14 protein-coding genes are annotated in these 13502 nt (G+C 64.8%); 8 read left to right on the plus strand and 6 right to left on the minus strand.

Going from position 1 to position 13502, the window contains the following annotated elements:
• Positions 1–34: 34 nt before the first annotated feature.
• From BJ6T_RS06080 to BJ6T_RS45240, 3 genes are all read right to left on the minus strand, one after another.
• Positions 35–748 carry a class I SAM-dependent methyltransferase gene (locus tag BJ6T_RS06080; protein ID WP_014491419.1) on the minus strand — a complete coding sequence of 238 codons (714 nt, stop codon included), beginning with the start codon at positions 746–748 and terminating at the stop codon, positions 35–37.
• The gene (locus tag BJ6T_RS06085) at positions 745–1200 is read right to left on the minus strand and encodes an Rrf2 family transcriptional regulator (RefSeq protein WP_014491420.1); all 456 of its coding nucleotides are present in this window, start codon (positions 1198–1200) and stop codon (positions 745–747) included. Before BJ6T_RS06085 ends, BJ6T_RS06080 begins: the two co-directional genes overlap by 4 nt.
• A gap of 170 nt (positions 1201–1370) precedes the next feature.
• The gene (locus BJ6T_RS45240) at positions 1371–1550 is read right to left on the minus strand and encodes a hypothetical protein (RefSeq protein WP_141379281.1); all 180 of its coding nucleotides are present in this window, start codon (positions 1548–1550) and stop codon (positions 1371–1373) included.
• A 79-nt stretch (positions 1551–1629) separates the two neighbouring features.
• On the opposite strand from BJ6T_RS45240, the gene BJ6T_RS06090 reads away from it, so the two are divergent.
• A complete protein-coding gene (locus BJ6T_RS06090) occupies positions 1630–1923 on the plus strand; it encodes a hypothetical protein (protein WP_014491421.1) in 294 nt (97 codons plus the stop codon).
• A gap of 18 nt (positions 1924–1941) precedes the next feature.
• On the opposite strand, the gene BJ6T_RS06095 is transcribed toward BJ6T_RS06090, so the two are convergent.
• The gene (locus BJ6T_RS06095; RefSeq protein WP_014491422.1) at positions 1942–3963 is read right to left on the minus strand and encodes a YgiQ family radical SAM protein; all 2022 of its coding nucleotides are present in this window, start codon (positions 3961–3963) and stop codon (positions 1942–1944) included.
• A 173-nt stretch (positions 3964–4136) separates the two neighbouring features.
• Here BJ6T_RS06095 and BJ6T_RS46950 point away from each other — a divergent pair, with 173 nt between their 5' ends.
• From BJ6T_RS46950 to BJ6T_RS46955, 3 genes are all read left to right on the plus strand, one after another.
• On the plus strand, positions 4137–4313 hold the full coding sequence (locus tag BJ6T_RS46950; protein WP_157788327.1) for a hypothetical protein: 177 nt from the start codon (positions 4137–4139) through the stop codon (positions 4311–4313).
• Entirely contained in the window at positions 4294–5232 is a 939-nt protein-coding gene (locus tag BJ6T_RS06100; RefSeq protein WP_014491423.1) for a DMT family transporter, read from the plus strand. The genes BJ6T_RS46950 and BJ6T_RS06100 overlap by 20 nt, the downstream gene beginning before the upstream one ends.
• 190 nt (positions 5233–5422) lie before the next feature.
• On the plus strand, positions 5423–5563 hold the full coding sequence (locus BJ6T_RS46955; protein ID WP_162131457.1) for a hypothetical protein: 141 nt from the start codon (positions 5423–5425) through the stop codon (positions 5561–5563).
• Positions 5564–5569: 6 nt separating this feature from the next.
• On the opposite strand, the gene BJ6T_RS06105 is transcribed toward BJ6T_RS46955, so the two are convergent.
• Both BJ6T_RS06105 and BJ6T_RS06110 read right to left on the minus strand, forming a co-directional pair.
• Positions 5570–6265, minus strand: coding sequence for a GntR family transcriptional regulator (locus tag BJ6T_RS06105; RefSeq protein ID WP_014491425.1), 696 nt, complete (start codon positions 6263–6265; stop codon positions 5570–5572).
• A gap of 8 nt (positions 6266–6273) precedes the next feature.
• The gene (locus BJ6T_RS06110; RefSeq protein WP_014491426.1) at positions 6274–7686 is read right to left on the minus strand and encodes an FAD-binding oxidoreductase; all 1413 of its coding nucleotides are present in this window, start codon (positions 7684–7686) and stop codon (positions 6274–6276) included.
• 179 nt (positions 7687–7865) lie between these two features.
• Between BJ6T_RS06110 and BJ6T_RS06115 the strand changes: the two genes are divergently transcribed.
• The 4 genes from BJ6T_RS06115 (at position 7866) to BJ6T_RS06130 (ending at position 13491) form a co-directional block, all read left to right on the plus strand.
• Positions 7866–8750 carry a dihydrodipicolinate synthase family protein gene (locus BJ6T_RS06115; RefSeq protein WP_028170373.1) on the plus strand — a complete coding sequence of 295 codons (885 nt, stop codon included), beginning with the start codon at positions 7866–7868 and terminating at the stop codon, positions 8748–8750.
• Positions 8751–8952: 202 nt separating this feature from the next.
• Positions 8953–11286 carry a TonB-dependent siderophore receptor gene (locus tag BJ6T_RS06120; RefSeq protein ID WP_014491428.1) on the plus strand — a complete coding sequence of 778 codons (2334 nt, stop codon included), beginning with the start codon at positions 8953–8955 and terminating at the stop codon, positions 11284–11286.
• Between the two features lie 2 nt (positions 11287–11288).
• On the plus strand, positions 11289–12317 hold the full coding sequence (locus tag BJ6T_RS06125; protein ID WP_014491429.1) for an extracellular solute-binding protein: 1029 nt from the start codon (positions 11289–11291) through the stop codon (positions 12315–12317).
• Positions 12310–13491: a PepSY-associated TM helix domain-containing protein gene (locus BJ6T_RS06130; RefSeq protein ID WP_014491430.1), complete on the plus strand. Its 1182-nt coding sequence runs from the start codon at positions 12310–12312 to the stop codon at positions 13489–13491. The genes BJ6T_RS06125 and BJ6T_RS06130 overlap by 8 nt, the downstream gene beginning before the upstream one ends.
• Positions 13492–13502 lie beyond the last annotated feature (11 nt).

Raw genomic sequence — 13502 nt, forward strand, 5'->3', positions numbered from 1 at the left:
CCAGTTCCCGGCAAGGCGGTGCAGCTGATTTGCCTCAGGCGTACGCCACCCAACCGCGGAACGTGAAGCCGGCGTAGAATAGGGTTGGGTCGGTAAAGCCAACGTCGCGCAAAATCGCTTCATCTCGTGCGGGCGAAAGAATGCTCAATTGCCCGTCGACCGCTTGACGTGCGGCCGCCGCCTTGTCGGGCTCGACTCCGGATGCAGCCAGGAACGCGGAATAGCGCGAGAGCCAGCGCGGCCGCTCATCATCGCCGTCAGGAATGCTGAAATGAGCTGCCACGAATGCCGCGCCAGGCTTGAGGCGGCGGTGAATTTCCGAGGCGATGCGACGCCGTTCCTCGACATCGACGAAGTGCAAAGTCAGCAGGCATGTCGCGCCGTCGAACGGTCCCGCCGGCGCATCGTTGATATAGCCTTGATGCAGATGCGCGCGCGAGGCGAACGGACCCAGCGTTTGTGTCGCCAGATTGAGCATCGCCGCGGACGGATCCACCCCATCGAAGGTCCAGCGCGGCTGAGCCTGCGCGAAGGCCCTCAATTCGAGGCCGCCGCCGGCACCGAGCGCCAGTATCCGGGCGTCTTCAGGCGAGCGCTCGGCCAGCAGGATCGCGGCCATCGACAACATCGCATTGTAGCCGGGAACGAAGCGCGGCGGTCCCTCAGTGTATTTCGCCACCATCTGCGGATCGGCGAACGCGCTTTGAATGTCAGTCACGATATTGCCTTGCTGAATGGAGCACGTCACGCGTGCACGCTCATGCCTTGATGTTTTCGGGACCCGAGGCGCTGACGCAGATCGTCGCTCAGCATTGCGAGCGTCACCTCGCCAAAGCGCCTCAGCAGCAGCGCCTCTGCATCGTCAAAGGCGCGATTGAGCGCGGCATTGACCGCCTGCTCGACGAGACAGCCAGGCGCTTCCGTCCGGTTGCCAATGGCGAGAAGCGAAGGACAGCCAAGCGCGATGTAGACGTCGCGCAGCGTCACCTTCGAAAGGTCGCAAGCCAGCGTCCAGCCGCCGCCGTGCCCTTTCTCGGATCGGACATAGCCGAGGTCCCGCAGCCCCGCCATGATACGGCGGATCACCACCGGATTGGTGTCCATCGCCCTCGCAAGAGTCTCGGACGTGAGGGGGACGTCCTGCTGCGCCATGTGCAGCAGCACGTGGAGCACGCCGGACAAGCGGCTGTCTCGTTTCATGTAACTTCATATGTTGCATAATGGCGCCGGCGTCAACCGGTTTTGGCGCATGCATGTTTGAGCCGTGCTTCGACCGACAGTGGGGGTCTGCTGTCGAGGATGGCGCGGTGTCGATGCTGTCGGGACGATCGCGTCAAGGGGCAGCACGCCCACACACCGCGACCGTGCCATCATGCTCCTGTTTTGCCCGACGGATCAACGGTCTCCTCCGAACCGTCTAAACCATTGATCGCGCTCATGCCTTCTACTGTGCATGGGGTTGTTTTCGACATTTTTGTTTTTGCGCGCCATTTCCTGTCGCCATGATGAATTGTCACGGTGACGCCGCCGCGCGCGAGGGCAACAATCAACCGAGGCGACCGTAGGGACGTTTGGTCCCGGGCCTCGAACGACGCCCGCTTTCATCAGTCCATTTTCAGGAGACGCGCCATGCAGGTTTACAATGTGGTGAAGTTCAAGGTGAAGCAGGGTGAGGAAGCCGCCTTCCTCGACGCGCATCGGGGCGGCAAGGCCAAATGGCCGGGCCTGGAGCACGGCGTCATCATCAAGACCGGCGAGCAGACCTTCTGCCTCATCGGCATGTGGGCCAGCCAGGATGCGATGGTCGCGGCGCGATCGGCGATGATCAAGACGCTCGACAGTTTCAGGTCGGTGCTCGAGGACCAAGGCAACGGACGCGGCGTGACGGATGCCGTGTCGGGCGCGGTCGTGCTCGCGTTGTAGCAGGCGGCTAGCCGCCCGCTACTTCATCACCCGCAAGCCCTTGGTCGTGAACTTGTGCGTCTTGCCGCCGGGGCGAACCGGTCGCCGTGTGCCGGCGGCCTTGCCGGTGCCGGGGGGCTGATGCGCGGGGACGAGCTGGTCGGGGCGGGAGCCGATCAGATCGGCGCGACCCATCTCCTTCAGCGCCTCGCGCAGCACCGGCCAATTGTCGGGGTCGTGATAGCGCAGGAAGGCCTTGTGCAGCCTTCGCTGGCGCAGCCCCTTGATCGCCTCGACCTTGTCGCTGCCGCCGCGGCGCACGCCGCGTAAGGGGTTGACGCCGGTGTGGTACATCGCGGTCGCGGTCGCCATCGGCGAGGGCAGGAAGGTCTGCACCTGGTCGGCGCGATAGCGGTTCTTCTTGAGCCAGAGCGCGAGGTTCATCATGTCCTCGTCGGTCGTGCCCGGATGCGCCGCGATGAAGTACGGGATCAGGTAGTATTTCTTGCCGGCCTGCTCGGCCGCGGCATCGAACATCCGCTTGAACTGGTTGTAGGCACCGATGCCCGGCTTCATCATCTTGTCGAGCGGGCCGCGCTCGGTATGTTCAGGGGCGATCTTCAGGTAACCGCCGACGTGATGGGTGACGAGCTCCTTGATGTATTCGGGGCTCTCGACCGCGAGATCGTAGCGCACGCCGGAGGCGACCATCACCTTCTTGATGCCCTTGGTCTCGCGCACCTTGCGATAGAGCCGGATCAGATCGTCATGCGAGGTGTTGAGGTTCGGGCAGATTTCCGGGAAGACGCAGGACGGCCGCCGGCACGCGGCCTCGACCTTCGGATCCTTGCACGCCATCCGGTACATGTTGGCGGTGGGGCCGCCGATGTCGGAGATCACGCCGGTGAACCCCGGCGTCTTGTCGCGGATCTTCTCGATCTCGCGCAGGATCGAGCCTTCCGAACGGTTCTGGATGATGCGGCCTTCATGCTCGGTGATCGAGCAGAAGGTGCAGCCGCCGAAGCAGCCGCGCATGATCGTCACCGAGAACTTGATCATGTCCCAGGCGGGGATTTTTGCTTCGCCGTAGGACGGGTGCGGCGCGCGCGCATAGGGCAGGTCGTAGACCGCGTCCATCTCGTCGCTGGTCAGCGGGATCGGCGGCGGGTTGAGCCAGAGATCGCGATCGCCGTGGCGCTGCACCAGCGGCCGTGCATTGCCGGGATTGCTCTCCCGATGCAGCACGCGTGACGCGCGGGCATAGGCGTCCTTGTCCTGCTCGACCTGCTCCAGCGCCGGCAGCCGGATCACGGTGGCGCCTTTCGTCCGCGATGCGCCCTCATCGGCGGAGTCGAGATCGTCGGCGTGCAGCTCGGAATAGTCTTCGGGCACGCGGCGGAACAGCGCGACGCCCCTGATGTCGCTGAGCTCGCGCGGCGCTTCGCCGGCGGCAAGCCGGTTGGCCACCTCGACGACGGCGCGCTCGGCATTGCCATAGAGCAGCAGGTCGGCCTTGGCGTCGGCCAGCACCGAGCGGCGCACCTTGTCGGACCAGTAGTCGTAATGCGCGATCCGGCGCAGCGACGCCTCGATGCCGCCGAGCACGATCGGCACGTCCTTGAATGCCTCGCGGCAGCGCTGCGCGTAGACGACGGTGCAGCGGTCCGGCCGCTTGCCGCCTTCGCCGCCCGCCGTATAGGCATCGTCATGGCGCAGGCGGCGGTCCGCGGTGTAGCGGTTCACCATCGAGTCCATGTTGCCGCCGGTGACGCCGAAGAACACCTTTGGCTTGCCCAGCACCTTGAACGGCTCGGCCGAATGCCAGTCGGGCTGGGAGATGATGCCGACCCGAAAGCCTTGCGCCTCCAGCAGCCGGCCGATGATGGCCATGCCAAAGCTCGGATGGTCGACATAGGCATCGCCCGTCACCAGCACGATGTCGCAGGCGTCCCAGCCGAGCGCGTCCATCTCGGCGCGGCTCATGGGAAGGAACGGCGCCGGCTTGCGCGGGCGCGCCTGCGCCATCAGGGGCTTTTCGGCGGTGATGATCTGGGTGTCCATGGCGCCTACGCATAGGACTCCGGGCGTACGAATACAACCGACGGACGCGTGAAGATTTGCGGTTCCGCCAGGGGCAAACCGGCTTGCGGGAGCGCGTTAACCGTTCGCGAACCCCTGCCGGCTCGCCGCCACGCTGGCGGACCATCCGCCCGGCGTTCTCGACGAGGCGGAGATTGGTCACCGTCGAGCCCAGCAGCGCCGCCTCGATCCAGGCCTTGCGCATGGCGAGCATCGCCTCGCCGCCCGGAACGGTGCGCGTGCCGCATATGCATATGAGCGATCCCTCTTCCGGGTTCTCACCGCGGCCGACATCGGATATCCGATTGCGCCATGGGCAAGGAAATTTCTGATGGCGGTGATGACGCCGGCGCTGCGCCGTCCGCCGAGGCCTGGCTCGGTGCGGTTGCGCTGATCGGCTTCATCCTGGTGGCGACCGCGCAGGCCTCAAATCAGATTCTGGCGCGCGGGCTTGCGGGCTCGGTCCCGCCCTTCGCGCTCGCCTTCTTCCGCTGGAGCATCGTCGCCATCGGGCTCGCGCCGATCGCGTTCGCCGAAATCCGCGCCGGCCGCGTGCCACTCGGCAAGAACATCTGGCCGATCCTCGCCGCCGGCTTCATGGGCATGTTCCTCTGCGGCGGCCCGGTCTATGCCGCGGGCATCTCGACCACGGCGATCCACATCGCGTTGATCATGGCGCTGTCGCCGGTCACGGTGCTGATGATCTCTGCGGTGCTCGGCATCGAGCATGTCGGCCAGCTGCAATGGCTCGGCACGGCGCTTGCGCTCGCCGGCGCCTTGCTCATCATCTCCGGCGGTCATCCGGAGACCTTGTTCGCACTGGAGACGGCGGCGGGCGACGGCCTGGTCGTGATCGCGATGCTCGGCTGGTCCGGCTACACGCTGCTGCAATCGCGCGCGGCGCCCAAGGCGTCGCTGCTGGCGCGCATGAGCCTGTTCGCAGGCGCCGGCGCGCTGTTCTCGCTGCCGCAGGCGCTGATCGAGATGTGGACCACGCCGGCGCAGGTCTTCAGCACGAAAGCGGTGTCGGCTTACGTCTTCGCCGGGATCGTTCCCGGGTTGCTCGCCTATGCCGGCTTTGCCTGGCTCGGCGGTAAATTCGGTTCGGTCCGAACCTCGCTCGTGCTCTATCTCGGGCCGATCGCGAGCGCCCTGCTGTCGTTCGCAATTCTCGGTGAACCGCCAAAACTGATCCATCTGCTCGGCGGTGTGCTGATCCTCGGCGGGGTCTGGGCGAGCCTGCGCAAATAGTTCCATCGATCGGAGTTGTGGTTCATTCGCAGGAACCAACCGCCTCCGCGAACATTCTGATCAAGGGACCGGTGCGAGCCATGCTCGCGCGCGCCCCGACCATCCCGGCGCCAGTGCCGTAACCGGATTTTGCCTCGACGCTTCGTTTCGGGGCGATGGGGGACTTGTGAGTACGGTCATAGAGAACTTGTTGTCGCGGAAGCAGAAGCTTGTGGAACAGCTCGAGAAGGCGCAGTCGGTCGACGACCGCGACAAGATCGAGCACCAGCTCGAACAGATCAACACCGCGCTGGATTTCCTGGACAGGCCGGGATCGAAGGACGCGGGGTAGAAGCGCTCAGTCCACCTTCAGTGCCTCCACTTTCAAGGCCTCCACTTTCAAGGCCTTGGCGTAGACCAGGCCGGAATTGGTGATGTGCGTCGTCATCAGCGCTTCGAAGGCGGCAAACTCGCCGCGCGCGAACAGATCGAGCAGCTTGCGATGCTCGTCGAAGGACGAGCGCGTGCGCACGTCGATCGGCGACGTCAGATTTGTGCGCAGCGCGGCGACGCGGCCCGAAACGAGCTGGTAGGATTCGATGAGATAGCGGTTGCCGCAATGCGCGAACAATCCTTCGTGGAAGCTCGCATCGGCGCGGCTATAGGCGATGTTGTCCTTCGCCGCGATCGCCGGCTCCATCGCCGCGATTGCCTCGCTCATCGTCGCAATCGCGCCGTCGCGATCGTGACGGAACGCGAGCTCGGCGGCCTTGGGCTCGAGCGCGATCCGGAAGGTGCAGAGCGCGGTGATGTCCTCGGCGCTCGGCGTGAACACGAAGCTGCCGACCTGCGGCCGGATCACAACCAGGCCCTGCGCCTGCAACTGGCCCATCGCCTCGCGCACCGGCGTGCGGCTGACCCCGAAGGAGTTCGCCACCATCTCCTCGGAGATGGCGGCGCCAAGCGCGAACTCGCCGTCGATGATGGCCTGGCGCAGCCGCAGCACCACCCGCTGCGACAGCGATTTCGGCGTATCGAGCTTGAGCGATCGCATCTGCTGTCTCAGATCACCTTGCCGGGATTGAGCAGGTGATCGGGATCGAGCGCGGCCTTCAGCGTCCGCATCAACGCGATCTCGGCTTCGCTCCTGGCATGGCCCAGCCACTTCTTCTTCAGCGTGCCGATGCCGTGCTCGGCGGAGACGCTGCCGCCCAGCTCGCGCACCAGACCGTAGATGATCGCATCCATCTCTTCCTTCGGTTGCTGCTCGACGGAAAGGCCGGTAACCCAGGACACGAGATGCAGATTGCCGTCGCCGATATGGCCGTAATAGACGCTCTCGCCCCCCCTGATGCCGGAGGCCAACGCGGCCTTGCAGCGGGTGACGAACTCGTCCATCCGCGCCACCGCCAGCCCGATGTCATAGGAGATGTGCGGCCCCAGCACCTGGCCGAACTCGGCGCAGATGTCGCGCACGCGCCAGAACGCCTGCGTCTGCGCCAGCGATTGCGCCACGGCGGCATCTGCGAGCAGCCCGCGCTCCATCAGCTCTTCGAGCCAGGCCTGGAAGCGCGGCGCATCCAGGCTCTCGTCGGTGCCTTGGGCCTCGACGAGCACGTAGAGACCTTGGCCTGCGGCGACCGGCGGCTTCACCCCGGCGCGCGTCGTGATCACGTCCCAATAGTCCGGCCACATCACCTCGAATGCCGACAGCAGCGGCCCGAGCCCGCTTCGCGCGGCATCGAGCAGAGCGATCACCGCGGCATAGTCCTTCAGCGCGCACAGTGCCGCCATGGTCGAGCGCGGTTTCGGGAACAGCCGCAACACCACGCGGGTGATGATGCCGAGAGTGCCTTCGGAGCCGATGAAGAGATGCTTGAGGTCATAGCCCGCGTTGTTCTTCATCAGCTTGTTGAGGCTGGTGATGATGGTGCCGTCGGGCAGCACCACCTCCAGGCCGAGCACCAGTTCGCGCGTCATGCCGTAGCGGATCACGCGGTTGCCACCGGCATTGGTGGAGAGATTGCCGCCGATCGCGCAGGAGCCGCGCGAGCCGAGATCGAGCGGAAAGAAGAAGCCGGCTTCGTCCGCGGCCTTCTGGATCGTCTCCAGCGGCGTGCCCGATTTCACCGTCATCGTCATCGACGCCCGATCGATCTCCTCGATGCCGGTCATGCGCTCGAGCGAGATTGCGACCCAGCCTGCTTCGGGCGATGCGCCGCGGCACAGCCCGGTCAATCCGCCCTGCGGCACGAAGGGCAGCCGCGCCTGCCGGCAGGTCGCAATCGCATCGGCAACGCCTTGCGCATCGACCGGTCGGATCACCGCAAGCGGCGTTTGCGGCAGGCTCGCGCTCCAGTCGTTGCAATTGCGCGCGGGCACGTCGGTGCCAACAAGCACCGCGGCCGCGCCGAGCTTGTCGCGCAAGGCGCCGAGCAACTGATCGGGCCGCTCAATGGGGCTCACCATGTTCATGCGAGACCTCCTCGGAATCTGGCTGCGTCTCATGCGCGCCGTGAAGGTGGAAAGGATTTGCGTCCGTCTTGTATGTAAGGTACAACATAAAAAGTAAAGCAAAAACAAGGCTCGGAAGGCCTCCTAAGATCGTTCGAGATCAGGGGCTTAGTCCGGGACCGCAGCTAATGGGTGGTGAGATGACGGAGGCAATTCGCGGGTTCTGGGTGGCGTCGGCGACGCCGCTGGCGACTGATGGCAGCGTGGACTCCGCCAAGCTCGCCGCTCACGCCAGGCAGCTCTTCGGCAAGGGCGTCGACGGCGTCGTGCTGTTCGGCACCACCGGCGAGGGTACCTCCTTCAATGTCACTGAGCGTGTCGCGACCATCGAGGCCGTGCTCAAGGCCGGCGTCGCGCCCGAGCGGATCGGCATCGGCGGCGGCTTTCCCGCCCTCACCGACAGCATCGCGCTGACACGCGCCATGCTCGGTCTCGGCCTGCGCCACTTGCTGTATCTGCCGCCCTATTTCGATCGCGGTGTCACGCCCGAAGGCATCGAGGATGCTTTTGCCGCGATCATCGACGGCGTCGCCGACGATCGCCTGCGCGCCTCGCTCTATCACATCCCGCAGGTCTCCGGCGTTGCGATCCCGACCAGCGTCGCTGCGAACCTGCGCAAGCGTTACGGCAAGGTGGTTGCGGGCCTGAAGGATTCCAGCGGCGACTTCAAACAGTTCCAGGCGTTCCGTGCTGCCGCGCCGGAGCTCGCCATCACCGTCGGCAACGAAGCCGACATCACCCGCGCGATCGCCGCCGGCGGCGCCGGCACCATCTGCGGCATGGCCAACGTCGTGCCCGAGCTGGTCAAGGGCATGGTTGACGGCAAGGACGTCGAGGCGCGCATGCAAGCCGCGACAGATGTCGTGCTGAACACGCCGTCGTTCATCGCGACGCTGAAGGCAATCCTCGCCGCGCAGACGGGCGACGCGGGCTGGCTGCGCGTGCGCCCGCCGTTCCGTGCCTCGTCCGATGGTGCGGCGCTCAAGCGAAAGATTGACGAGCTGATTGCTCCTGCCATCGCGTGAAATGTCTAACCTTCGTGACACGTTGCCGTAAATTCGCGCGCAGCGTGTCGCGATCCCAGCGATATCAATCGGTGATTGCCGTTCGGTGCGCTGATGCGCTTAGAACGATTCAACACTAGAGCGATTCAAGCTCGCCTACGGTTCTCTTCGATCCCGCCGACTGTTACAGGCGCGCACTTCAATGTTCGTGACTTGAAGTGGAATGAAAGTGCGTGCCTTCGTGGATGGCCAGCGCGTCAGCGGCCATCGTCATCGTGCCGGCAAGAGCCGTGCAGGTCTTCTCCTCGGCGCAGCGGTGCTGATCGTCGAATCCCCCTCGAACACGACGACCGCGCAGGCGCAATCGGCGCTGCCGCCGGTGACAGTGGAAGCGCCGGTGCAGCGACCGAAACCGGCGCGCGCATCTGAATCGCCCCAGCGCCGGACGCAAGCCGCCGCGCGCCAGCGCAGCCGGAATGCCGCGACACCCGCAGCACCGACGATATCGGAACGTGCAGCCGCCGCGGCTGCCGCGCAGCAGGCTGCCAAGCTCGGTTACCGTGCGATGCCGAGTTCGACCACACTGCGCAGCGGCGCCTCGCCCCTCGATACCTCGCAGGCGGTCAACGTCGTGCCTGAACAGGTGTTGAAGGACCAGCTCCCGCGGAACATCGACGATGCGCTCATCAATGTCTCCGGCATCACTCAGACCAACACGCTCGCCGGCAGCCAGGACGCGGTGATCCGCCGCGGCTTCGGCGACAACCGCGACGGTTCGATCATGCGCAACGGCATGCCGCTGGTGCAGGGCCGAAGCTTCAATCCCGCGGTCGAAAGCGTCGAGGTGCTGAAGGGGCCGGCCTCGCTGCTCTACGGCATCATGGATCCCGGCGGCATCGTCAACACCATCAGCAAGCGCCCGGAGCTTTATCAGCACGGTTCGGTCACGCTGCTGGGCTCGGCATTCAGTGCCTCGAAAACCGGTGCCGACGGTCTGCTCGACGTTACCGGTCCGATCGGCGATCAGGGCCTTGCCTATCGCTTCATCGGCTACGGCGTCAGCGAGGATTACTGGCGCAATTTCGGCCGCCACCGCGAGATGCTGGTCGCACCGTCGCTGGCCTGGTACGGCCAGGACACCACGGTTCAGCTCAACTACGAGCACCGCGAGTTCATCTATCCGTTCGATCGCGGCACGGCGTTCAATCCGGTGACCAAGGCACCGCTCGCGGTGCCATCCACGCGCCGGCTCGATGAGCCCTTCAACAACACCTGGGGCACCTCGGACTTGATGCAAGCCTCGATCGAGCACCGCTTCAACCAGGATTGGAAGCTCTACGCCGGCTACAGCTACAACACCGAAACCTTCAGCGCCAACCAGCTCCGCATCTCCACCCTCAACTTCACGACGGGCGTTGAGACGCGCAGCAACGACGGCACGCAGGGCTCGCTCAGCAATGCCAGCTATGGAACGTCGTACATTTCCGGCAGCTTCTGGCTCGGCAATATGCGCAACGAGGTGGTATTCGGCGGCGACGGCCAGTATCGCACCATCTATCGCGACAATCTGATCCGGCAGGCGACTCCCGCCATCAACGTCTACAATCCCGTCTACGGGTTGGTCGGACCGGGCACGACGGTATCAAACAGCGATAGCGCACAGACCGACAAGCTCGGCCAATGGTCGCTGTTCTTCCAGGACACCCTGCATCTCACCGAACGGTTCGCCCTGGTTGGCGGCGTCCGTTACATGGACTACGACCAGATCGCCGGGCGCGGAAAGCCATTCGTCACCAACACCAACGTGTCGCAAGACAAGGTGCTTCCCCTCGGCGGGGCCATTCTCAAGCTGACCAAGGAGGTCTCGCTGTATGCGAGCTACACCGAGTCGTTGAAGCCCAATTCGACCATTGCGCCGATCGGTATCGTGATCGATTCGAATGTCGCGCCCGAAGAAGGCGTGTCATACGAGACCGGCGTGAAGTTCGATCTGAACAAGCGCATCTCAGGTACGCTGGCGCTCTACGATCTCGACAAGACGAACGTGCAGACGACGAAGACGAACAGCGCGGGTGTGGTCGAGCTCCACACCGTCGGTCGCGCCCGCTCGCGGGGCGTCGAGCTGGATGTCACCGGCAAGCTCACCGACAGCTGGGCCTTGATCGGCAGCTACGGCTACACCGACGCCCGCGTGACGGCGTCCGAGGATGTGACGCTGCTCGGGAAGAAGCTGCAGAACGTCGCGCTGAACACGGCCTCGCTCTATCTGGTCTATGATTTCGGTACAGCTTTGCCGGGCCAGCTCCGCCTCGGCGGCGGCGCGCGCTATGTCGGCGACCGTCCCGGTGATGCGATCAACAGCTTCTTCTTGCCGTCCTATGTGGTCGCCGATATTTTCGCGACCTATGAGACGAAATACCAGAATACGCCGGTGATCTATCAGCTCAACGTCAAGAACCTGTTCGACACCGTCTATTATCCCTCCGCCGTCAACAATCTGAACGTCGCGATCGGCGATGCGCGCCGCGTGTCGCTGTCCGCAACGGTGAAGTTCTAGCGATGGCGGTGCGGCACAAAGCCATCGCGGTCCTGATCGCGGCGACGTCTGCCTGCCTTGCTGCCACAGGTACGAGCCGCGCCGAGGAGATCACGCTCTATTCGACCAGGGAGGCCGCCCTGGTCGAGCCGGTCGTTGCGGCCTTCACGGAAGCCGGCGGCGTCAAGGTGAAAATCGTCTTCGTCGAGGATAGCCTCGTCAAGCGACTTGCGTCGGAAGGCGTCGCATCGCCCGCCGACGTATTGATGACGATCGGGCTGGACAAGACGACCCAGCTCTCCACCCGCGGTCTGACGCAAGCCTTCACGTCGTCGCGTCTCGACCAGGTGGTCCCTCCAAATCTCCGTGGTAACGGCGCGCAATGGCTTGCGCTTTCCGTCCGACCGCGTGTTGCCTTTGTGCGCAAGGACAGCGCGCTTGCTTCGATCGACTATGAAGATCTCTCCGCTCCCAATTGGCGCGGCGAGCTCTGCATGCGCTCGCCGTTACATCAGAACAATGTCGCGCTGGTTGCGGCCTATCTCGTCCATCACGGCGAGGCCGCGACGGAGGCCTGGCTCGCCGGCCTGAAGGCCAATCTCGCGCACAAGCCTGATGGCAAGGACAACGACGTGATCCGCGAGATCGCGCAAGGCACGTGCAAGATCGGCATCGGCAACACCGTGGCATTGGCGCAATTGCGCGACGGACGGGAAGGGGCCGACTGGCGTGCCTGGGCGATGGAGGTCAGGGCGGTGCCATCGACATTCAGGGGCGGCGGCACGCATGTGAACCTCACCGGCGCGGCCATCGCGAAACAGGCGCCGCATCCGGCGTTGGCGCGACAATTCCTCGAATTTCTTGTCACGCCGGCAGCGCAGCGGATCTTTGTCGCTGCCGAGTTGGAATACCCCGTGCTTGCAGCAGCGGAGCGTGCACTCATTGTTGCCGAAATGGGCACGTTCATCGCCGATGCAATTTCGATCGACCAGATCGCCGCACATCAGCAGGCCGCGATCTCGCTTATCAAGAAGGTTGGCTTCGATGAGTAGGGTGGGGCATCACATCAAGGCCGCTCTGCACCAGATTCACTCGATCGCGGGCCTCGTGCTTGCGCTGCTGCTGGCTCTGATCGCGCTGACCGGTTCGATCATGAGCTTTGAGGACGAGATCGGCGACTATCTGAATAGCGCTATCATGCAGGTGGCGCCGCGCCAGGCGCCGGCGTTGATGCCGGACGAACTGGTGGCCCGGCTGAAGGCGGAGCAGGACCTCGGCAAGGTTTCGGCCGTCACGCTGTCGAGCGATCCGGCCGCGGCGGTGCGTGTCCGCTTCGCGCGCGACGAGCAGGGCGCGCGGCCGACATCGCTCTATGTCGATCCCTACGACGCGCGCGTGCTGGGTGCGCCGCGTGGCGAGGAGTTCTTCGCGACCGTGCGCAGGCTGCATCGCTGGCTGTTGATCCCCGGCGATGCCAAGGGGTGGGGGCGCCAGATTACCGGCATCGCCGCGCTCGGCCTGATCGTCATGCTCATCTCGGGCCTCGTGCTGCGCTGGCCGCGCCGCGCCGCCAGCGTGAAGATGTGGCTGAAGCCAAATCTCGGTCTCAGTGGCCGCGGCCTGCACCGCTCGCTGCACGCGGTGATCGGCACCTGGGTGTTGCCGGTCTATTTGGTGATGACGCTGACCGGGCTCTGGTACTCGTTCGACTGGTACAAGGACGGCGTGGTCTGGCTGCTGTCGCGTCCGCATGTTGCCGCCGCGAAGATGCAGCCGAAGCAGCCGCGCGCCGCGGGGCGTTCCGAGCCGGCTCAGCCGGCGGGATTTGATCTTGCGTGGTCGACGCTCCAGCGCGAGGAAGGCGATCGTTTCTCCAAAGCGCTGCTGACGCTGCCAGCTGGTCCGGGCACGGTCATTCGGATCCGGTCGTGGCCGAAGGATTCGACGCTCGATACCACGCGCGACGAATTCCGCGTGGATGCGGTCACTGGGCAGGTGATCTCGGCGGAGCGCTATGCCGACAAGACGCTCGGCGAGAAGATCATCGCGAACGTGCTCGACATCCATCGCGGCGCGTTCCTGGGTTGGCCCGGCAAGCTCGCCTTCATGATTGCAGCAGCGTTGATGCCGCTGTTCTCGGTCACCGGCATTTTGCTCTATCTGTCGCGCCGCAGGCTGCGGCGCCCCGCGCAGCCGCCGCTCGGGCGGCTGGTTCCGGGCGAGTGAACGGCCGCGAA

The organism is Bradyrhizobium japonicum USDA 6, from assembly GCF_000284375.1.
Classification (GTDB): domain Bacteria; phylum Pseudomonadota; class Alphaproteobacteria; order Rhizobiales; family Xanthobacteraceae; genus Bradyrhizobium; species Bradyrhizobium japonicum.

Bases quoted from the DNA above. Each gene is read 5' to 3' on its own strand.
- BJ6T_RS06085 (WP_014491420.1), bottom strand. From the start codon at position 1,200: ATGAAACGAGACAGCCGCTTGTCCGGCGTGCTCCACGTGCTGCTGCAC.
- BJ6T_RS06090 (WP_014491421.1), top strand. From the start codon at position 1,630: ATGCAGGTTTACAATGTGGTGAAGTTCAAGGTGAAGCAGGGTGAGGAA.
- BJ6T_RS06095 (WP_014491422.1), bottom strand. From the start codon at position 3,963: ATGGACACCCAGATCATCACCGCCGAAAAGCCCCTGATGGCGCAGGCG.
- BJ6T_RS06100 (WP_014491423.1), top strand. From the start codon at position 4,294: ATGGGCAAGGAAATTTCTGATGGCGGTGATGACGCCGGCGCTGCGCCG.
- BJ6T_RS06105 (WP_014491425.1), bottom strand. From the start codon at position 6,265: ATGCGATCGCTCAAGCTCGATACGCCGAAATCGCTGTCGCAGCGGGTG.
- BJ6T_RS06110 (WP_014491426.1), bottom strand. From the start codon at position 7,686: ATGAACATGGTGAGCCCCATTGAGCGGCCCGATCAGTTGCTCGGCGCC.
- BJ6T_RS06115 (WP_028170373.1), top strand. From the start codon at position 7,866: ATGACGGAGGCAATTCGCGGGTTCTGGGTGGCGTCGGCGACGCCGCTG.
- BJ6T_RS06120 (WP_014491428.1), top strand. From the start codon at position 8,953: ATGAAAGTGCGTGCCTTCGTGGATGGCCAGCGCGTCAGCGGCCATCGT.
- BJ6T_RS06125 (WP_014491429.1), top strand. From the start codon at position 11,289: ATGGCGGTGCGGCACAAAGCCATCGCGGTCCTGATCGCGGCGACGTCT.
- BJ6T_RS06130 (WP_014491430.1), top strand. From the start codon at position 12,310: ATGAGTAGGGTGGGGCATCACATCAAGGCCGCTCTGCACCAGATTCAC.